Raw genomic sequence first — 19,764 nt, forward strand, 5'->3', positions numbered from 1 at the left:
CAATGAACAAACGGCACAACGACCCCCAGCACGAAGGCGCCAGCACGATCTGGGGCGGCCGCTTCGCGTCCGGCCCGGCGGCGATCATGGAGGAGATCAACGCCTCCATCGGCTTCGACAAGCGCTTTTCGGCTCAGGACATTCAGGGCTCGATCGCCCATGCCGAGATGCTGGTCGCCCAGGGTGTGCTCAGCGCTGAAGATGGTAAGGCGATCCGCCTCGGTCTAGAGCAAATCGACGCGGAGATCCGCGACGGCAGCTTCAAATTCTCGCGCGCGCTGGAAGATATCCACATGAATGTGGAGTCGCGCCTGTCCGAACTGATCGGCGATGCCGCAGGCCGCCTGCACACCGCGCGCTCGCGGAACGATCAGGTCGCGACCGACTTTAAGCTCTGGGTCCGGGGTGCGCTCGACTCCGTCGATGACAGCCTGACCCAGCTGATCTCCGCCCTGGTGGAACAGGCCGAGAAGAATGCCGAGGTGGTCATGCCTGGTTTCACGCACCTGCAGACGGCCCAGCCGGTGACCTTGGGCCACCATCTGCTGGCCTATGTCGAAATGTTCGGGCGCGATCTCGGCCGTTTCCGCGATTGCCGTGCGCGGATGAACGAATGCCCGCTCGGCGCGGCGGCGCTCGCCGGCACCTCGTTTCCGATCGACCGGCACAAGACCGCCGCGGCGCTCGGCTTCGACAGGCCGGCGGCGAACTCGCTGGACGCCGTTTCGGACCGGGATTTCGCGCTCGAGTTCCTCTCCGCAATGTCGATCTGCGCGACCCACTTCTCGCGTCTCGCCGAAGAGTTCGTGATCTGGACCAGCGCCCAGTTCAACTACGTCAAGCTCTCCGACGCCTTCACCACCGGCAGCTCGATCATGCCGCAGAAGCGCAATCCGGACGCGGCCGAACTGGTCCGGGCCAAGGCCGGTCGCATCATCGGCGATCTCAACGCATTGCTGATCGTTATGAAAGGCCTGCCGCTCGCCTACGGTAAGGACATGCAGGAGGACAAGGAGCCCGTGTTCGATGCCGTCGACTCCCTCGGGCTCTGCATTGCTGCGACCGCGGGCATGGTCCGCGACATGCAGGCCAACCCGGAGGCCATGCGTGCCTCGCTGAAGGATGGTTTCCCGACCGCGACCGACCTTGCCGACTGGCTTGTGCGGGCGATCGGCATGCCGTTTCGCCGTGCGCACCATGTCACCGGTACCATCGTCAAGCTGGCCGAGGACAAGGGCTGCGGGATCGAGGCGCTCAGCCTTGCCGACATGCAGGCGGTCGAGCCGAAGATCCATGAGGGCGTGTTCGAGGTGCTGACGGTAGAGGCCTCGGTTTCCAGCCGGACGAGCTACGGCGGCACCGCCCCGGCCAATGTGCGCGAGCAGGTCGCAAGGGCGCGGGAGCGGTTCCTTGGCTGAGGAGCCAATGGGAGAGATGCCATGCTGAGACGGATGACACGGATCGGAATGCTTGCCTTGCTTTTTGCGGGCCTGGCGCTGACCCAGGCGGCGTGCGGGAAGAAAGGCAATCTCAAACCGCCGCAGGACAAGCCGTCCGACTATCCGCGCAGTTATCCGACCAGCTAAGAAGATCAAGGTTTCAGTCAATGAGTGAGCAAGTGTCCTACCGGGACGGCGCGCTGCATGTCGAGCAGGTTCCGTTCGCGCGTATCGCCAAGGAAGTCGGCACTCCCGCCTTCGTTTATTCCAGTGCCGGAATGACGGCCCGCTACCGCGCGCTGGAGACGGCTCTAGAAGGCCTGCCGGTATCGATCTATTACGCCATCAAGGCCAATTCGAACCTTGCTGTGATCAAGCTGTTCGGCGATCTCGGCGCGGGCGTCGACGTGGTTTCCGGCGGTGAGCTGGCGCGCGGCCTCAGGGCCGGGGTTCCGGCGGACAAGATCGTCTTCGCCGGCGTCGGCAAGACGGAAGAGGAGATCGCCTTCGCGCTGGAATCCGGAATCCACCAGTTCAACGTGGAATCCGAGCCCGAGCTGCGCCTGCTGAACCGGGTTGCCGCGTCCAAGGGCGTGGTGGCGCCGGCGGCGATCCGGGTCAATCCGGACGTGGATGCCAAGACCCACGCCAAGATCACGACCGGGCGCAAGGAGAACAAGTTCGGCATCGATATCGCCCGCGCGACCGAGATGTTCGAACTGGCCGCGACACTCGACAATGTCTCGCTCACCAGCATGTCGGTCCATATAGGCTCGCAGCTGATGGACGTCACGCCCTATCGCGACGCCTATGCGCGTCTGCGCGGTGCGACGCTGGCGCTTCGCCAGGCAGGCCATGTGGTCGATCACCTCGATCTCGGCGGCGGCATCGGCGTCTCCTATGACGGCAGTGCACCGCCGGATATCGCCGACTATGCCGACATCGTGAAGGAGACGGTGGGCGATCTCGATTGCCGCCTCTCGATCGAGCCGGGGCGCTACCTTGTCGGCAACGAAGGCTACTTCCTGACCAAGGTCCTTTTCGTCAAACACGGGGCCGAGCGTCGATTCGTAATCGTGGACGGGGCGATGAACGACCTGATTCGTCCGACCCTCTACGAGGCCCATCACGACATTGTCACCGTGGCCGAAGCAGCCGCCGGGGAGGCGGGAAGCCTTGCGGATATCGTCGGTCCGATCTGCGAGAGCGGTGACTATCTCGCCCGTGGCCGGATCTTCGGAGACGTTGGCGAGGGGGCGCTTATCGTCTTGAAATCGGCGGGCGCCTACGGTGCGGTGATGAGCTCCAACTACAATTCGCGTCCGCTGGCGCCGGAGGTCATGGTCGAGGGCGACAGCTTCCGTACCGTGCGCCGCCGGCAGACATTCGACGAGATGCTCGCCCTTGAAGAGGGCCTCGCCTGAACCACCTTTCCTAGCGAAAACCTTGACCCCCCGGGCGCGTCCGGGGGAGTATTCAGGGATCGACAGGTTCCCGTGCCGCCGCGGGTTGAGAGGCCAGCGGGGGAGGCGGTCGGGATCCGTCCCTCAAGACACGGCAAGCTGCCGGGGATGGGTCTTTGTATGCGTGACGGTGCCCGGACGTTTCTGCCCTACCCGATAAAGGTCTGGATGGCCGGCTTCGTGCTGGCCTGGGAGCAGTTCTTCCCGGCCTTCAAATGGCCGTTGGGCCTGATCGGTCTGTTCGTCGGCCTTTCCCTGATCGAGCTGCCGCAGGCGCTGGGTGAGATCAGCGGCGGGTGGCTCCAGGCGGGCCTGCTCGCGCTCTTCCTGATCCTGTTCCTCTGGTCGCTCCGCACCGCCATGCGCGATTTTTCCTGGCCGGACGAGGACCGCATCCTGCGCCGGCTGGAGAGCTGGTCCGGGCTGAAGCACCGCCCGCTTTCGGCCCTGAGCGACGCGGTCGCCGGGGGCGGCCGCACCGAGAATGCACTGTGGCGCGCCTATCTCAAACGCCTCGGCGATGTCCGGGCGCGTGTGCGTGTCGGAAGTCCCGCTCCGGTGGCGGCGGTCGCGGACCCGTTCGGCGCCCGCGTCGTCGTCGGTCTGGTGCTGATCCTCGGTCTTGTCGCGGGATGGCAGAATCCGGGCGAGCGTCTGCGCGCCGCGATGTTGCCGGACCTTAGCGGCACCGGGCCGGGCGCGGTCTCTCTTGCCGATGTCTGGGTGAGCCCGCCGGACTATACAGGTCGTCCTCCGATCCTGCTGACCCGCCCCGTCGCGGCGGCCGACGATGCGGTCGAGGCCGAGCCGGAAACGATCGCCATTCCGGTCGGCAGCCGGTTCCTCGCGACCGTCAATGGCGGTGAGGAGACGCCGGTCCTGGTAATCGAGGACGGAACCGAGGCGGGAACTGCGGACAAGAGCGCCGAAGGTGCTCTTGAAGGCCGCTCCGAACGAGTCGCATTCGAAACGATTGCTCCGGAAAGCCATCAGATCCAGGCGCCGATCTCCCGTGGCACGCGCCTTTCGGTGACCCAGGACGGCGACGCACTGGCGGCCTGGCAGATCAACGTACTCCCGGATCTGGCGCCGAGTGTCTCCTTCCCCGAGGCGCCGGCATCCTCCGAGCGCAACGCGCTGGTCATGCGCTACGAGGCGAAGGACGACTATGGCGTAACGGTCGTCAGGGCCCGGATCCACCGGCTGGAGGAAGGCGCTGTGACGACAGACGATCCGATCGAGATCGTCATGCCGGCCGTTTCCGGCGAACGGAAGAATATCGCCGGGCGCAGCTTCAGCGACCTCACCCCGCATCCGTGGGCCGGCCAGCAGGTGCGGATCACGCTTGAGGCCGAGGACGATATCGGCCAGACGGGCGCGAGCGATCCGGTCGACATGCTTCTGCCGGAACGGGCCTTTACCCATCCGGTCGCGCGCGCCGTGATCGAACAGCGGAAAAGACTGGTCACGGAGCCGGAGGAGCGGATCGACATTTCGGAGATCCTGCTGACGCTCGCCGCACGGCCGCATCACTATTTCCATGACACGGTCGTTTTTCTCGGCCTGAAATCCGCCGCCAGCCGACTCTATTTCAAGGCGCCGGACGCCGAGGGGATCGAGGCGTTGCAGAAACTGCTCTGGGACGTCGCGCTCCGGATCGAGGACGGCGATGTCTCGACGGCGCTACGTGATCTGCGGGAGATCGAGCGCAAGCTGCAGGAAGCGCTCGCCGGCGATGCAAGCGACGAGGAGATCGAGCGCCTGATGGAGGAGATGCGCCAGGCGATCGACAAGTATCTCCAGGCCATGGCCGAGCAGATGATGAAACAGGCTCAGCGCGGCGACCAGATGGAGCGCCAGCAGGTCGACCCGAACCAGATGCTGCGCCGGGACGACCTGATGAAGATGCTCGATCAGATGAAGGACATGGCGAAGACCGGCGCGCGGGATGCGGCGCGCCAGATGCTCTCGCAGCTCCAGCAGATGATGGAGAACCTGCGTATGGGCATGCAGCAGCAGCAGATGTCGCCGCAGCAGCAGGCCCTGCAGGAGATGATGCGGCAGCTGAACGAGCTGTCGCAGCAGCAGCGCGAGCTGATGGATCGCACATTCAAGGAAGGCCAGCGCCAGCGCGGACAGATGCCGGGCCAGCAATCCCAGCGCGGGCAGCGCCCGGGCCAGATGCCGGGGCAGCGACCCGGTCAACAGGGGCAGCAGGGTCAACAGCCGATGCCAGGTCAGTCGCCGGGCGACGGCGGTGGCGAGATGAGTGCCGAGGAACTCGCGGCGGAGCTTGCGGAGATGCAGGAGCGTTTGCGCAAGCAGCTCGGCGAGTTCATGCGCAAAGTCGGCGAGGGACTCGGCCAGATCCCGGAAGGCTTCGGGCAGGCCGAGCAATCGATGCGTGACGCGACGGAAGCGCTCGGCGAGAATGCGCCCGGGCAGGCGGTCGGGCCGCAGGGCGATGCGCTGAGCCAGATGCGCCAGGGCGCCGACACCCTGAACGAGGCTTTGCGCGAGATGGCCAACGGCCAGGGCCAGGAAAACCCGAATGCGCAGGCCGGCGAGGATGACGATCTCGATTTCGACGACGGCGATCCGCTGAACCGCCGCCGCACCGGCTACGGCTTCAACGACAACAGCGATGTGGAGATCCCGGCGGAGACCGATATCCAGCGTGCGCGCCGGATCTTCGACGAGCTTCGGGAACGCTCCGGCGACCGCTCCCGTCCGACCCTCGAGCTGGACTATATCGAGCGGCTGCTCAAGCGGTTCTGATCAGTAGCCGAGCCCGCCGCCGAGCGCGCGTTCCGAGAAGGTCACCGTCACTTCGGCGGCATCCGCTCCGGGCTGCGGCAATTCATATTCGAAAGTCGTCTTCTCGCCCGGCAAAATCACCTGGTTCTCCGCCTGAAAAAGCCATTCCTGCATGATGTCGCCCTGCGCACCGGTCAGCCTGCCGGAAAGGGTCGGCACGGTCTGCAACTGCTCGGTCGGATTGCGCACCTCGCCGCGGATTACCAGCAATTCGATCGATTCTTCGGCCTTGCGCCAGGCGCCGACATTCTGGATCACCAGTCCTTCACCGATGACCGGTACGCCGAGGCCGACCGACTGGTACAGCCGGTCGATCGGCGGCCAGGCGCCGACCAGGGCTGCGCGGGCGCCAAACAGGGTCCCGAGCCCGATGACGAGCAATATCGCCGCGGCGGCCGCGATCAGGCCTTTCCGTCCGCGCTTCGGCTTGCCCGAAAGAGGCATGCGGCCGCGCGGGATCGGCGGTGCGCCGAAGACGCCTTCGTGTTCTTCTCCGTCCTCCTCCTCGAAGGCGGGCGGTGCATCGGGGTCGGCTTCGCCGCTGCCGAAGCGGGCGAAAGGCGCCGCGTCCTCGTCATCGGCGGGAGCCTCGCCCGGAGCTTCAAGAACCGGCTCCGCCGGGGCGGGCTTCGGCTTCTTCTTGGCGGGCTCGGCCTCGAGCATCTGGTGCCACTGGTGGCCGCACTGGCTGCACCGGAGCTTGCGGCCCTTGGGGCCGATCGCCTTGTCCGGCACGCTGAAATGCTGGGCGCATTCGGGGCAGCTGACTTTCATGGGGCTCGCGTGTCCAAGGGGCCGTCGTACACTCTCTCGCGCGGTAGTATAGGACAAAGCCGTGCAGGCCGCATACTGCTGCCACAGCTTTGGCCCGGCCCGCACTTTTCATGGCGACGGCGATCTGAAATCATGGGACGGAGCGATACCGGCCGCATTGGGGGCGTCCGGCAACCGGGTGAGGGAGGCGCGGCGCGCCGTGATCCAGTTTGACAGAGTGGAACTCCGCTATCCCGGGAGCCCGGCCATCCTGCGCGATGTCAGTTTCGCGGTCGAGGAAGGTTCCTTCCAGTTCATCACCGGGGCCAGCGGGGCCGGAAAATCCAGCCTTCTCAAGCTGATGTATCTCGGCCTGAAGCCATCCCGCGGGCGGCTCTCGCTCTTTGGAGAGAACGCCGAGGCGATTTCCCGCGACGGCATTCCGGCGCTGCGCCGGCGTATCGGCATCGTTTTTCAGGACTTCCGGCTGATCCCGCATCTGAGCGCCCTCGACAATGTGGCGCTGCCGCTCCGGATCGCGGGCGCGCGCGAATCGGCGATTCGCGAATATGTGCCCGAGCTTCTGGAATGGGTCGGGCTCTCCGGCCATCTCGACGCCCTGCCGCATACCCTGTCCGGCGGCCAGCAGCAGCGCGTGGCCATCGCCCGGGCGGTGATCGGCCGCCCGCAGCTGCTGCTGGCGGACGAGCCGACGGGCAATGTCGACGATGGGGTCGCCGTGCGCTTGCTCTATCTCTTCGAGGAGCTGCACAAGATGGGTACCACGGTGCTGATCGCGACCCACAACCGGGCTCTGGTCGAGCGATTCTCCTATTCCTGTCTGAATGTCGAGGACGGCCGCGTCTCGATGGTGCGCGGGCCGGGGATGCGCCGTCCGGTCCCGCGCCCGGTCGGCGACAGTCCGGCCGAGCGGCAGCGGGGAGGGTGAGGCGATGGCGCTGATTGCGCGCGGCGACATTCCGCTTTCCGAGGATCCGTCCGCCCGCTACCTGCCGTGGCTGCTCGGCATCATGTGCTATTTCGCGGTGCTGGCGACAGTGGGGGCGGTGACCTCGCACCGGCTGGCGGCGCGCTGGGACTTCGCGCTCGCCAGCGTGGTCACGGTACAGATCCCCGCCGCCGATCCGGATGTGGACGACACCAGGAAGATGGAGCAGGCGATCCGCATGATGCGCGGACTGCCGGATCTGTCGCGGCTGCAGCGGGTCGACCCGGCGGAGAGCGCCGACCTGCTGGCGCCATGGATCGGGCCGGATCTGGTCCGCGACCTCCCGCTGCCAAGGCTTTTCGACCTGCATTTCGCGCAATCTCCCGCCGCCGCTCTGCCGCAATTCGAGAAACGGCTCGCCGAGCTCTATCCCGGGGTCACGGTCGATGCGCACAGCCGCTGGATGGGACATGTCGCAAGGTTGACCCGGGCCGTGGAGGCGATGGGACTCACAGTGCTCGTGCTGGTGATGGGGGCCTCTGTCATTGCGGTCATCTTCGCGGTGCGCACTTCGGTTTCGATTCACCGCGAGGTGATCTCGATCCTGCATCTGATCGGCGCCCGGGACGGCTATATCGCGTCCGAGTTTCAGGCCCACGTTCTGAAGATGGCGTTGCGCGGAGGCGCCGTCGGAGCCTTGCTGGCGCTCGGGACCCTGGCTGCAATGTCGGCATTACTCGATCCGTCGGCGGCGCGCAGCCCGGGCCTGCTCGGCGCGGTCGTCGGCGGCCTTCCGGCGGATGCCGTCGAGTGGGCCTTGATCGTCGCAGCGCCTTTGCTGGTCGCCTTCGTCGCCTGGATCGCGGCGCGGTTCTCGGTGCTCGGCGCGCTCCGAAAGTTGAACCCGTGAGCGCCGGGCAGCGCGACGGAACCCAGACCGGCGGGACGGGGTTTCTGACCGTTTCGGTCCGGGCCTGGCTGCTGCGCGCCGCAATCGGTGCGGTCGCCGTCACTCTGCTCTGGATCGGCGGTTTTCTCTGGTTTCTTGCCGCCATGCCGGAGGACGCGCCCCGCGTGGACCTCAAGGCGGATGCCATCGTGGTTCTGACCGGCGGCAGCCGGCGAGTGCCGGTTGCGGTCTCGCTGCTGCTCGATGGGCGTGCCCGCGCCCTGCTGGTGACCGGGGTGAACGATATCGTTGGCCCTCCGGCCTTCCGGGCGGCAATGTCCGAGAGCGGGATTTCCGTCGATCCGCAGCTCATGGCCTGCTGCATCGCGCTCGGCTACGGCGCGCACGACACGATCGGCAATGCCGAGGAGGCGGCGGCCTGGATGAAATCGGGCGGATACCGCTCGATGATTCTGGTCACCTCGACCTATCACATGGCGCGCTCGGCGATGGAGTTCCACGCCGCCATGCCGGAGATCGAGATCCACGAATATCCGGTTCGCCCGGCTGCGCCGGGCCTGACGGACTGGTGGACCTCGCCCGACTCGCGGCTGCTCATGTTCTCGGAGTTCGTCAAATATCAGGCGGCGTGGCTCCGGGTGACGGCGCGGCGCTTGATGCCCGGATAGGAGTCACTTCTAGTCGCATGACGGCGTTCCAAATGATAGACTTCGGAACAAGTCGCATATATGTTGTGCGTCCGCTGTGAGTGCTCACAAGATATAGTGTTTCAAAGAACGAGACGGACACGACCGGAATGACGTCCATTGCGCCGATTTCCCAGCAGATCTGGGACATGAAGTACCGCCTGAAGACCCCCGACGGCGAGCCTGTCGATCGCACGATCGAGGAGAGCTGGCAGCGCGTGGCGCGCTCGCTCGCCGCGGTCGAGAAGGATCCGGAGGTCTGGACGGAGAAGTTCTATTCCGCGCTGGAGGATTTCCGCTATCTGCCCGCCGGCCGCATCTTCGCGGGCGCCGGTACCGGGCGGCAGGTCACACTGTTCAACTGTTTCGTTATGGGAACGATTCCGGACGACATGGCCGGGATTTTCGAGGCGCTGAAGGAAGCGGCGCTGACGATGCAGCAGGGCGGCGGCATCGGCTATGACTTCTCGACCATCCGTCCGCGCGGCGCACGCGTGCACGGGGTCGGCGCGGACGCCTCCGGCCCGCTCTCCTTCATGGATGTCTGGGATGCGATGTGCCGCACCATTATGAGCGCGGGCTCACGCCGCGGCGCGATGATGGCGACCCTGCGCTGCGACCACCCGGACGTCGAGGCCTTCATCGAGGCCAAGCAGGATCCGGCGCGGCTGCGCATGTTCAATCTCTCGGTGCTCGCGACCGATCCTTTCATGGAAGCGGTGAAAGAGGATGAGCCCTGGGATCTCGTTTTCGACGGCACGGTCTACAAAACGATCCAGGCGCGCGAGCTCTGGGACAAGATCATGGCCGCGACCTATGCCTATGCTGAGCCGGGCGTGATTTTCATCGACCGCATCAACAAGCGGAACAACCTGCATTACTGCGAATCCATCGCCGCCACGAACCCCTGCGGCGAGCAGCCGCTGCCGCCCTACGGCGCCTGCCTGCTGGGCTCGATCAACCTCGCCCGCTTCGTGAAGAACCCGTTCGAGGAGAATGCGGAGCTGGATCTGGACGAGCTTGCCCGCGTCGTGCCGCTCGCCGTCCGCATGATGGACAATGTGGTCGACGCCTCGAAGTTTCCGCTGCCCGAGCAGAAGCACGAGGCGGAAACCAAGCGCCGGATCGGTCTCGGCGTCACCGGGCTTGCCGACGCCCTGATCTTCTGCGGGCTGCGCTACGGCTCCACGGAAGCGGTGGAAGCGACGGAGAAGTGGATGGCCGCGCTGCGCCGCCACGCTTATCTCGCCTCGGTGGACCTCGCCAAGGAAAAGGGCGCTTTCCCGCTCTTCGATAAGGAAAAGTATCTCGCGAGCGAATCGGTGAAGGAGCTGGACCGGGACGTGCAGGACGCGATTGCCGAGCATGGCATCCGCAACGCCCTGCTGACCTCGATCGCGCCGACCGGCACTATCTCGCTCGTCGCCGACAATGTCTCCTCCGGCCTCGAGCCGGTCTTCAGCTTCGCCTATGACCGCACCGTTCTGATGCCGGATGGCAGCCGCAAGACCGAGGAGGTCTCGGACTATGCCTACCGGCTCTACCGCCATATCAAAGGCGAAGAGGCGGAGCTGACCGACGCCTTCGTCAATGCCCAGACGCTGGAGCCGAAGGACCATGTCGCCATGCAGGCGGCGGTGCAGAAATACATCGACAGCTCGATCTCCAAGACCATCAACGTGCCGGTCGACATCTCCTTCGAAGACTTCAAGGATGTCTATCTCTCGGCCTACGAGCAGGGCTGCAAGGGCTGCACGACCTACCGTCCGAACGAGATCACCGGCTCGGTGCTGAGCGTCTCCGACGACAAGAAGAAGGCCGACGCGAAAGCGCCGGCGAACACGAACGAGTCCGCGCCGGTTGCCGCTGCCAAGACCGATCCCGCGCTCGACCCGCATGTGGTCTACATGTCCGAGCCGCTGGACCGGCCGGAGGAACTGCCGGGCAAGACCTACAAGATCAAGTGGCCGGAGAGTAACCACGCGATCTACATCACCATCAACGACGTGATCCAGGCCGGCCGCCGGCGTCCGTTCGAGGTCTTCATCAATTCCAAGAACATGGAGCATTACGCCTGGACCCTGGCGCTGACCCGCATGGTGAGCGCGGTGTTCCGGCGCGGCGGCGACGTCTCCTTCGTGGTCGAGGAGCTGAAGGCGGTGTTCGATCCGCGCGGCGGCTGCTGGATGGGCGGCAAATACGTGCCCTCCCTGCTCGCGGCCATCGGCGAGGTGATCGAGCAGCACCTGCACGCGATCGGCTTCCTGAAGGACCCGGACACGCTGGAAATGGATTTCGGCGACAAGAAGAAGGCGGTCGCGGTGAATGACGGTCCGGCCGCCGGCGGCCCGGTCCCGAACCAGTGCCCGAGCTGCGCCTCCGTCTCGCTGATGAAGCAGGAAGGGTGCGATTTGTGCACCTCCTGCGGATACTCGAAGTGCGGGTGAGGGGTTAGCCGCACTTCACCTGATCTCCCAAATCAGGCCGTCATTCCCGCGAAAGCGGGGACCTAGGGATCGTAGGGTTCAGCTCGTCTTCCCTGGGTCCCCATTTGCATGGGGATGACGACTGTTTATTGGATTGGCGCTAAGAGCTAGATCCGCCCGTCATAGCTCTGCCGGTCGATCCGGCAGGCGCAGAGGGTTAAGGTGTCGGCTTCGAGGCCGGTGCGGATCGCGGTCGCGAGCGTTTCCCGGTCCTCGCAGAACACCCCGATGCCGCCGAGCGCTTCGGCGATGGCGACGAAGTCGGTCTCCTGCATATCGACCCCGGCATTGCCGTAGCGCATTTCGCGCTGCTTCTTCTCGATCAGGGCGAGCGAGGCGTCGACGAAGACGACGACGATGACCGGCAGCTTCAGGTCGCGGAGCGTCACCAGCTCGCCCAGCACCATCTCCAGCCCGCCGTCGCCGGTAAAGGCGACCACGGCGCGATCCGGGGCGGCGAGCTTGGCGCCGGTGGCGAGCGGCAGGGCGCAGCCCATGGTGCAGAGGCCGGTCGATTGCAGCACCGCGTGCGGCACCTGCGCCTCCCAGACCTGGCTCGCGAGGATGCGGTGGGCGCCGCTATCCACGGTCAGCACGGTCTCGGGCGGGGTGTTGGCGCGCACCGTCGTAGTGATCGCCGCCGGGCCCCAGGCCTCGTTCTGGCCGAAGGCGCCGGCGAGCGCGGAGCGGGTATCGGCGATGACGGAGCCCGGCCAGGTCGCGCGCGGTTCCACGCCATCGCCGAGCGTCTCCAGGCTCTCGCCGACATGCGCGTGGAACGTCATGGAGGCCGTGTGCATGTAGGAATATTCCGGCGCCGCCAGAAGTTCGACGACGGTTTGCCGCTCCGGGTCCCAGAGATTGCGCCAGCCGGTCCGCATTTCGATCGGGTCGTAGCCGGCGAGCAGGATGAAATCGGCCTGCTCGATCACCGGCTTCAGGTGCCTGTCGGCGAGTGGCGACAAGCCGGCGCCGCCGAGGGCAAGCGGATCGTCCTCCGGCAGCACGCCCTTCGCCTTGTAGCTGGCGATCACCGGCGCGCCGAACTTGTGGGCGAAATCCGCCAATGTGTCTGACGCTTCCTGATTGACCACGTCGAGCCCGGCGACGATCAGCGGCCGCTCCGCCTTCGCCAGCGCGGCGCGGGCGGCCTCCAGCTCCGGTCCCGGCGCGGGGGTTGCAGGCAGCGGGGCGGGGCGGCGCACCGGTTTCGCCTCGGGAACCTCCGCGTCGGCGACGGCGATGGGCAGGTCGAGATGCACCGGGCCCGGCCGGTCGGCCAACGCGAGCCGCACCATTTTGTCGATCAGCGCGTCGGCATTCTCCGCCGGCACCGTGACACTTGCCTTGGTGACCGGGCCGAAGACCTTTGTGTGGTCGAAGATCTGGTGGTTGTAGGTGACCGCCTCGCCGCCATCGACGCAGCCGGTCAGCACGATCAGCGGCACCCTATCCTGTTCGGCATTGGCGGTGACGTTGACCGCGTTCGCCGCGCCCGGCCCGACGGTGCAGACCAGCACGCCCGGCGCACCGGTCATGTGCCAGACGCCTTCGGCCATGAAGCCGGCCGCGTTCTCGTGCTTCGCCAGCAGGAAGCGGATCCCGGCCTTCTCCAGCGCATCGACCAGGGTCAGCACCTCGCCCCCCGGCACGCCAAAGGCATAGCGGACCCCCGCCTCGTAAAGGCGGCGGGCAATCACATCGGCAACACGCATCGGAAGGTCCTTATTCGGCGGCGAGACGGCTCGCGTTTTCCTTCTCAGCAAGCCGCAGATGGCCCTCGCGGGTCTGCGGCAGCTTGCGTTCGAGGATGCGGGAGGCGACAACCGTGCGCAAGATCTGCGCCGTGCCTCCGCCGATCGTGAACATGCGTGCGTCCCGCTGCATCCGCTCCATCGGGAAGTTGCGCGAATAACCGCGCGCGCCGAACACCTGCAGCGCGTCGGTCGTCACCTTGATCGCCATTTCCGAGGCCATGATCTTGGCCTGCGCGGCGAGCGTCACGTCCGGGAAGGGGCCGTTCGGGCCTTCGGCGCTGGCCGCGGCGCGATAGATCAGCGATCGGGCAGCCTCGAGCTGCACCGACATGTCGGCCAGCATCCATTGCAGCCCCTGGAACTCGGCGATCGGGCGGCCGAACTGCTCCCGCTCGCCGGCGAAAGCGAGGGCATGGCGGTAGGCGCCGGCGGCGACGCCCATGGCGACGGTTCCGGCGCCGACGCGCTGGGCGTTATAGGCGCTCATCAGGTCCGCGAAGCCGCGCTTGTAGCCGCTCGGCGGCAGCAGCGCCATGGAGGCCGGAACCTCGAGGTCCTGGAAGATCACTTCGGTCTCCGGAATGCCGCGCAGGCCCATGGTGGGCTCGCGGGTGCCGATGATCAGGCCGTCCGACTTGTCCTTGTCGGCCAGGAAGCCGCCGATCCCGAGTTCGGTCCCGTCCTCGTCGAAGACGCGGGCGAAGATCAGGTGCAGGCGCGAGACGCCGCCGCCGGTGATCCAGTGCTTCTTGCCGTTGAGGATGAAGGTGTCGCCGCGCTTGTCCGCGCGTGTGGTCATCTGCGTCGCCGCGCTGCCGGCATCCGGCTCGGTGATGCAGATGGCGAGCTTGTCGCCTTCGAGCACATGCTCCGCGCCGAGCTTCTTCTGCGCGTCCGAGCCGTAGCTCATGATCGCGGAGATCGCGCCCATATTGCCCTCGACCACGATGCGGCCGGTGACGCCGCAGGCGGCCGCCATCTCCTCGATCACCAGAACGGTGTCGAGATAGGAGCGGCCGGGACCGCCATATTCTTTCGGTACCGTCATCCCCATGAAGCCGGCCTCGGTCAGCGCCTTCACATTGTCCCAGGGATATTGCTCGGCGCGGTCGACCCCGGCGGCGCGGGGGGCGATGACCTCCGCCGCCAATGCGCGGGCGCGGGCCTGAAGATCCTTCTGGTCGGCGGACAGATCGAACAGCATGGGGGCGTTTCCTTATTTTCCGGGCGCGATGCTCACGCGCTCCTCACGTCGCCGTGAAGTCTGGCGGCGGGATTATCTTCAGGCAAGCGCATTAATCTGATAATTAAATTCAGAAATACTGAAGAAAAGGCTCCAATGTCCCTTCGCCGCCTGCAGATCTTTCTCGAAGTCGCCGCGCGCGGGAGTTTCGCCGCCGCGGCGGACCGGCTCGGGCTTGCCCAGTCGGCGGTTAGCATGCAGATGCGCAATCTCGAGGAGGAACTCGGCGCGGACCTGTTCGACCGCTCCCGCCGCCCGCCGGTTCTCAACGACCGGGGGCTTGCGCTGGTGCCAGAGGCCCGCGAGGTGCTGACGAAATACGACGATCTGAAGCGCATTGTGCGCGGCGGCGGCGCGATCGCGGGAACGCTGCGCCTCGGGGTGATCCAGACCGCGAGCACCGGGGTCCTTCCGGGCGCGCTGACCGCGCTGCACGAGCACTATCCGGATCTCAGGGTGCGCATCGAGAGCGGACTTTCCGCCGGACTTCTCGGCCGTGTGGTTCATGGCGAGCTGGACGCGGCGATCCTGACCGCGCCCGAACGGCTGCCGGGGGAATTGAAGGCGCATCTCGTCTTCGAGGAGCCGCTTTCGGTGATCGCGCCAAAGGCCTTCACGGGCGGGAGCGACGCGGATCTTCTGACCCGGCATCCGTTCATCCGCTTCAACCGCCGGACGGGCGTCGGCAGGATCATCGAGCACGCGCTGCGCGACCGGGCGCTGTCGGTCGACGAGGCGATGGAACTGGATGCGATCGAGCCGATCATCGAAATGGTGAGTTGCGGACTTGGGGTCGCCGTGGTGCCGGACTCTGCGCTCGGCAGGGAAACGCGGGAGGCGATCCGCGTGCTGCCGTTCGGCGATCCGGTGGCGACGCGCCAGGTCATCGTCGTGGAGCGCCACGCCTCGCCGCGGGCGGCGCTGACGGAGGTGCTTGTCGCTGCATTAACCGGCTTGCTTTTATGTAATATTATAACATAACATGCAATATCCGTAGAGAATGATATTGCGAGGCAATCGCATTTCATTCAGATTGCCCGATGTTTCGACGACCGCTCGCATTCGCGACCGGACCGTTCCGTTCCAAGGAGTAAGATTTTGACCCCGTTTCTGAAGCGCACTGGCGCGCCGATCGCGCTTGCGGCCCTCGCTGCCGCCTGGGCCGTTCCCGCCGAGGCTGCCGACAAGCTTTCCGTCGGTATCGAAGGCTACATGACCCAGTATTTCGGCTATGCCGACAATGACGATAATGGCGGCACGACCGACTACACAGGGTTCGATGTGAAATCCGACGCGGAAATCGGATTTGTCGGCGACACCACCCTGGACAACGGTTTGCAGTTCGGGCTGGAAGTCGTCCTCAACGGCAATACCGATTCCGGCGAGCAGCTCAAGGACAGCTACAGCTGGGCCGAAGCCGAGTTCGGCCGTTTCGAGCTTGGCAAGCGCGACAACGCCGCGGCCCAGATGCACTATTCCGCGCCGGATGTCGGGCTCGGCATCAACGATGCGGATATCGACGACTGGATCGACAACCCGACCGGCGGCGATTCGGATTCGGCGTTCAAGTCGACCTTCCTGTTCCTCGGAGAGGACAAGGGCACGAAGCTGACATATTACACGCCGCGCTTCATGGACCTGCAGGTCGGCGTCTCCTACATCCCGGAATTCGAGCGCGACAGCAATGCCCAGCCGGCGGGCGACCTCTACCATGACGGTTTCGCGGTCGGCGTGAATTATGTCCGCGACTTCGGCGAGGAGACCTCGCTCGCCCTCGCGGCTGGTTTCCTGACCGCTTCGGCGCCGGATAACAGCAGCGCGGACGAGGCGGAAGGCTACAGCTTCGGTTTCGAGATCAGCCATGCCGGCTTCACCGTCGGCGGCTCCTATGCCAGCACCGACGGCAACGCCGCGCAGGGCACCGACACCGCGACCTCGCTCGACGGCCACGGCTTCGATATCGGCGTCTCCTACGCCTTCGATCCGGTGACCGTCAGTCTTTCCTACTACAGCGGCGAGTTCGAGGATCAGGTCGCGGTCGCCGGCGAGAGCGAGAACGACACCGTGATGCTGTCGGCGAATTACGAGATCGGTCCGGGCGTCAGCCTGCTTGGAACCCTGTTCCACAGCGAGTTCAAGGACGAGACCGGCACCGAGAACGAGGGCACGGCCGCGCTCGTCGGCATGACCCTCGAGTTCTGATCCCGCAAGGGAGAGTCATCGGGAAGAAGAGAGGCCGGGCGTTATGCCCGGCCTTTTCGTTTCCGGCGCGTGGCGTCAGCCCTGCCGGGTGCCCTCGAAGCAGAAATTCTGCAACTCCTCGCCGCGCGCGAAGCGGTCGAGATTGGCAGCGACGAAGGCCCAGCGGCGCTCGCTCATCTCGTTCGTCCAGGCCGAGTTGTGCGGCGACATGATGATGTTGTCGAGCTTCTGGAAGGGGAATTTCGACGGCCACGGATTGGGCTCGTCCTTGGACGGATAGACGTACCAGACATCGATGATCCCGCCGCGGATCCGCTGGGTCGAGAGCGCCTCGTAGAGCGCTGCCTCGTCGACCACCGCGCCGCGGCCGACATTGCAGATCACCGCATCCGGCTTCATTTTGTTGAAGGCCTCGCGATCGATCATGCTGCGCGTCTCTTCGCTGAGCGGCGCGGTCACCACCACGAAATCGCTTTCCTGCAGCAGATGGTCGAGTTCGTCCGTCGTGCCGTACCAGTCGACCAGGCCCGGCTCATCGCGCTTCGTGCGGGAGACCGCCATGACCTTCATGTCGAAGGCCTTGCAGCGTTTCGCCACCTCGCGGCCGATATGGCCGTAGCCGACGATGCCGACGGTCGCGCCGCGCATCTCGCGATGCATCGGACCCTTGGAGATGTCCCGCCCGTTATAGGACTCGGTCTTCATCATCGGATGGGTCTCGCGCATCAGGCCGGTCTGGAACTCCAGCATGCCGTTCAGCACATGTTCGGCGATCGTGGTCTCGTGCTCGAAGGTGTTGCAGAACACGGCGCCCGCCGGAACCTTCTCCGGACCGGTCCAGTCGTAGCCCGTGAAGGGGATCTGGAAGAGCTTCAGCGGAATGCCTTTCGGCAGCTCCGGCACGCCGCCGCCGACCAGCACGTCGACATCCTTTACGCGCTCCTGGAACGCGTCCTCGCCCTCGTCCTTCGACCAGGTACGGATCTCCCAGTCCGTCGTCAGGAACTTCTTCAGCAGCTCGTAGCGCGGGCTGTGCTTCGGCAGGGTCAGGAGCAGGCTCAGGGACTTGGACACGGGGAAACTCTTTCGTCAGGACACCGCGGAAAAAGCGGTCGGGAAGCATCCGGAATAGACTGCCGCCGGGCGGGCGGCAAGTGCCGGGACGGTGAATATTTATATACAGACCCTGAGGAAATCGCACACACTCCCGGTCCCTCCCGAGTTGAAACATCAGAGTGTGACATGGCCGAGCCGGATCCCGTTTCCTCCACCTGGCAGCAAGGCACCCCCAAAGTCGGCGCGGCGGCGACCGGCAACGCGGATGCGACGCGGGCCGCCCTCGACATCCTTGAGGCGGGCGGCAATGCAATCGATGCGGCGGTGGCGGCGGCCTATGTAATGGGCACGGTGGAACCGCTCGACAGCGGCATCGGCGCCGGCGGTTTCATGATCCTGCACGACGCGGAAAGCGGCCGGACCGAGAGCATCGACTTTCTCGGGACCTGTCCGGCGGCGGCGAAATACGAGCTCTACGCGTCGACGGACGCCGCCATGGACTACGTGATCCGGGTAAAAGGGCGCGAGAACGAGCGCGGGCATCGTTCGGTCGCGGTTCCGGGATCGGTGCGCGGCCTCGGCGCGGCGCAGGCGGAATTCGGTAAGCTGGCGATGGCGGACGTGCTGGCGCCGGCCATTTCGCTCGCCGAGGGCGGGTTCCGGGTCGGCCACAAGGCCGCGCTCCGCATGGCGCGGACGGAAGCGCTGCTCAATCTGACCGAGGCGACGCGCAAGCTTCTGCTGAAGCCTGATGGCAGTCTGTTCCGCGCCGGCGACGAGATGGCGAACCCGGAATATGGCGCCGCGCTCCGCCAGATCGCGAAAGAGGGACCGGACTGTTTCTACAAGGGCGCGCTCGGCGACCGGCTGATCGCCGAGATGGAGGCCCATGGCGGTTTCCTCTCCAAGGCGGACCTCGAAGGCTACGACGCGATCTGGCGCGCGCCGGCGACGGCCAGCTTCAAGGGGCATGACGTCGCCACCATGCCGCCACCCTCGTCCGGCAGCCTGGTCTTCGCCGGTCTCGCCGCGCTCGCGGAAGAGACGGTGACCGACGGCGCGCATTACGGACTTCTCGCGGACGCGATGCTGGCGATATTCAAAAAGCGCGCGGCCAGCTTCGGCGATCCCGCCTTTCTGAAGGCGGCGCCGGGCGAGTCGAGCGAGACCACCAGTCTCGCCGTTGTGGACAAGCATGGCAACGCAGCCTGCATCACCTATTCGAACAACAACCATTCCGGCGTGGTGTTGCCGGGTACCGGCATTCTCCTGAATAACCAGATGATGTTGTTCAGCCCCTGGCCGGGCAATCCGAACGAGGTGGTCGCCGGCAAGCGGCCGGTCTCGAGCATGATGCCGAGCCTTCTTTTCCGGGAGGGCAAGGTGCGGATGGCGATCGGCGCCTCAGGCTCGACCCGGATCCCGACTTCGATCATGCAGGTGCTCTTCAACCGCCTGGTACTCGGCGACACATTGCCGGAGGCGGTCGGACGGGCCCGGGTGCATGCCGAGACCGAAAGCATGCTTGCCGACGAGGAACTGGCGGAAACGGCGCAACCGCTCGCCGACGCGCGCGGCCTGCAGCTGAAGCTCAGCCCGGGACGGGATCCGATGCTGGCCTCGGTGCAGGCGGTCGGACTGGATGCGGACGGAAGCGCGGCGGCCGTCGGCGACCCGCGGGCGCGGGCCTCCGGAATGGTCCGCTAGGCGGGATCAGCTCTTCTCGCCATTCTCCTGCGCGAAGTCGGCCAGCATGCGCTGCTCGAGCTTCAGCAGGTCTTCGGGCGGCTGTAATCCTTCGGCGCGCATGGTGTTCAGAATCTGCTCAAGCTGGGCCCACGCCTCCTGCAGGTCGGCGTTGTCCTCCTCGACCGATTCCAGGAGCAGCTGCGCGCTCATGGTCAGATCGTCCTGTGGCATGTCTTACTCCCGTTTGCGATGCCGGCCGGTTGGGTTTCCCCTTGGCCTGAGTGTACTCTCCCGGCCATGGTCGGGAACAGGCG

At 65.8% G+C, this 19,764-nt stretch carries 16 protein-coding genes; 11 read left to right on the top strand and 5 right to left on the bottom strand.

Features of this window, described 5'->3' with window-relative positions; genetic code table 11:
* Positions 1-2: 2 nt before the first annotated feature.
* The 4 genes from argH to NUH88_RS12195 all read left to right on the top strand — a co-directional run bounded on the left by argH (position 3) and on the right by NUH88_RS12195 (position 5,680).
* Positions 3-1,418 carry an argininosuccinate lyase gene (argH, locus tag NUH88_RS12180; RefSeq protein ID WP_257766682.1) on the top strand — a complete coding sequence of 472 codons (1,416 nt, stop codon included), beginning with the start codon at positions 3-5 and terminating at the stop codon, positions 1,416-1,418.
* A 21-nt stretch (positions 1,419-1,439) separates the two neighbouring features.
* The gene (locus NUH88_RS12185; protein ID WP_257766683.1) at positions 1,440-1,586 is read left to right on the top strand and encodes a hypothetical protein; all 147 of its coding nucleotides are present in this window, start codon (positions 1,440-1,442) and stop codon (positions 1,584-1,586) included.
* A gap of 20 nt (positions 1,587-1,606) precedes the next feature.
* Complete coding sequence (gene lysA, locus NUH88_RS12190; protein ID WP_257766684.1) at positions 1,607-2,863, top strand: diaminopimelate decarboxylase; 1,257 nt, start codon at positions 1,607-1,609, stop codon at positions 2,861-2,863.
* Between the two features lie 159 nt (positions 2,864-3,022).
* Positions 3,023-5,680, top strand: coding sequence for a TIGR02302 family protein (locus NUH88_RS12195; RefSeq protein ID WP_257766685.1), 2,658 nt, complete (start codon positions 3,023-3,025; stop codon positions 5,678-5,680).
* Here the strand turns inward: NUH88_RS12195 and NUH88_RS12200 are convergent, their stop codons facing one another.
* On the bottom strand, positions 5,681-6,493 hold the full coding sequence (locus NUH88_RS12200) for a zinc-ribbon domain-containing protein (RefSeq protein ID WP_257766686.1): 813 nt from the start codon (positions 6,491-6,493) through the stop codon (positions 5,681-5,683).
* A gap of 61 nt (positions 6,494-6,554) precedes the next feature.
* On the opposite strand from NUH88_RS12200, the gene ftsE reads away from it, so the two are divergent.
* The 4 genes from ftsE to NUH88_RS12220 all read left to right on the top strand — a co-directional run bounded on the left by ftsE (position 6,555) and on the right by NUH88_RS12220 (position 11,464).
* Positions 6,555-7,421 (top strand): cell division ATP-binding protein FtsE, encoded by an 867-nt coding sequence (ftsE, locus tag NUH88_RS12205; RefSeq protein ID WP_372743518.1) that lies wholly within the window; start codon positions 6,555-6,557, stop codon positions 7,419-7,421.
* A gap of 4 nt (positions 7,422-7,425) precedes the next feature.
* Positions 7,426-8,331: a cell division protein FtsX gene (locus NUH88_RS12210; protein WP_257766687.1), complete on the top strand. Its 906-nt coding sequence runs from the start codon at positions 7,426-7,428 to the stop codon at positions 8,329-8,331.
* The gene (locus NUH88_RS12215; RefSeq protein WP_257766688.1) at positions 8,328-8,999 is read left to right on the top strand and encodes a YdcF family protein; all 672 of its coding nucleotides are present in this window, start codon (positions 8,328-8,330) and stop codon (positions 8,997-8,999) included. The genes NUH88_RS12210 and NUH88_RS12215 overlap by 4 nt, the downstream gene beginning before the upstream one ends.
* A 128-nt stretch (positions 9,000-9,127) precedes the next feature.
* Positions 9,128-11,464, top strand: a complete 2,337-nt coding sequence (locus tag NUH88_RS12220) for an adenosylcobalamin-dependent ribonucleoside-diphosphate reductase (protein WP_257766689.1) — start codon at positions 9,128-9,130, stop codon at positions 11,462-11,464.
* Positions 11,465-11,610: 146 nt separating this feature from the next.
* On the opposite strand, the gene NUH88_RS12225 is transcribed toward NUH88_RS12220, so the two are convergent.
* A complete protein-coding gene (locus tag NUH88_RS12225; protein WP_257766690.1) occupies positions 11,611-13,218 on the bottom strand; it encodes a thiamine pyrophosphate-binding protein in 1,608 nt (535 codons plus the stop codon).
* Between the two features lie 10 nt (positions 13,219-13,228).
* The gene (gene acdA, locus NUH88_RS12230; RefSeq protein ID WP_257766691.1) at positions 13,229-14,464 is read right to left on the bottom strand and encodes a 3-sulfinopropanoyl-CoA desulfinase; all 1,236 of its coding nucleotides are present in this window, start codon (positions 14,462-14,464) and stop codon (positions 13,229-13,231) included.
* Between the two features lie 135 nt (positions 14,465-14,599).
* On the opposite strand from acdA, the gene NUH88_RS12235 reads away from it, so the two are divergent.
* Together NUH88_RS12235 and NUH88_RS12240 are read left to right on the top strand one after the other, a co-directional pair.
* A complete protein-coding gene (locus tag NUH88_RS12235) occupies positions 14,600-15,484 on the top strand; it encodes a LysR substrate-binding domain-containing protein (RefSeq protein WP_257766692.1) in 885 nt (294 codons plus the stop codon).
* Between the two features lie 117 nt (positions 15,485-15,601).
* Complete coding sequence (locus tag NUH88_RS12240; protein ID WP_257766693.1) at positions 15,602-16,705, top strand: porin; 1,104 nt, start codon at positions 15,602-15,604, stop codon at positions 16,703-16,705.
* 75 nt (positions 16,706-16,780) lie between these two features.
* Here NUH88_RS12240 and NUH88_RS12245 read toward each other — a convergent pair whose 3' ends face one another.
* Positions 16,781-17,779, bottom strand: a complete 999-nt coding sequence (locus tag NUH88_RS12245; RefSeq protein ID WP_257766694.1) for a 2-hydroxyacid dehydrogenase — start codon at positions 17,777-17,779, stop codon at positions 16,781-16,783.
* Positions 17,780-17,947: 168 nt separating this feature from the next.
* Here NUH88_RS12245 and NUH88_RS12250 point away from each other — a divergent pair, with 168 nt between their 5' ends.
* On the top strand, positions 17,948-19,468 hold the full coding sequence (locus NUH88_RS12250) for a gamma-glutamyltransferase family protein (protein ID WP_257766695.1): 1,521 nt from the start codon (positions 17,948-17,950) through the stop codon (positions 19,466-19,468).
* Positions 19,469-19,474: 6 nt separating this feature from the next.
* Here NUH88_RS12250 and NUH88_RS12255 read toward each other — a convergent pair whose 3' ends face one another.
* Complete coding sequence (locus NUH88_RS12255) at positions 19,475-19,681, bottom strand: hypothetical protein (RefSeq protein ID WP_257766696.1); 207 nt, start codon at positions 19,679-19,681, stop codon at positions 19,475-19,477.
* Between the last annotated feature and the right edge of the window lie 83 nt (positions 19,682-19,764).

It is taken from the genome of Nisaea acidiphila (assembly GCF_024662015.1).
In the GTDB taxonomy this organism is placed as follows: Bacteria; Pseudomonadota; Alphaproteobacteria; order Thalassobaculales; family Thalassobaculaceae; genus Nisaea; species Nisaea acidiphila.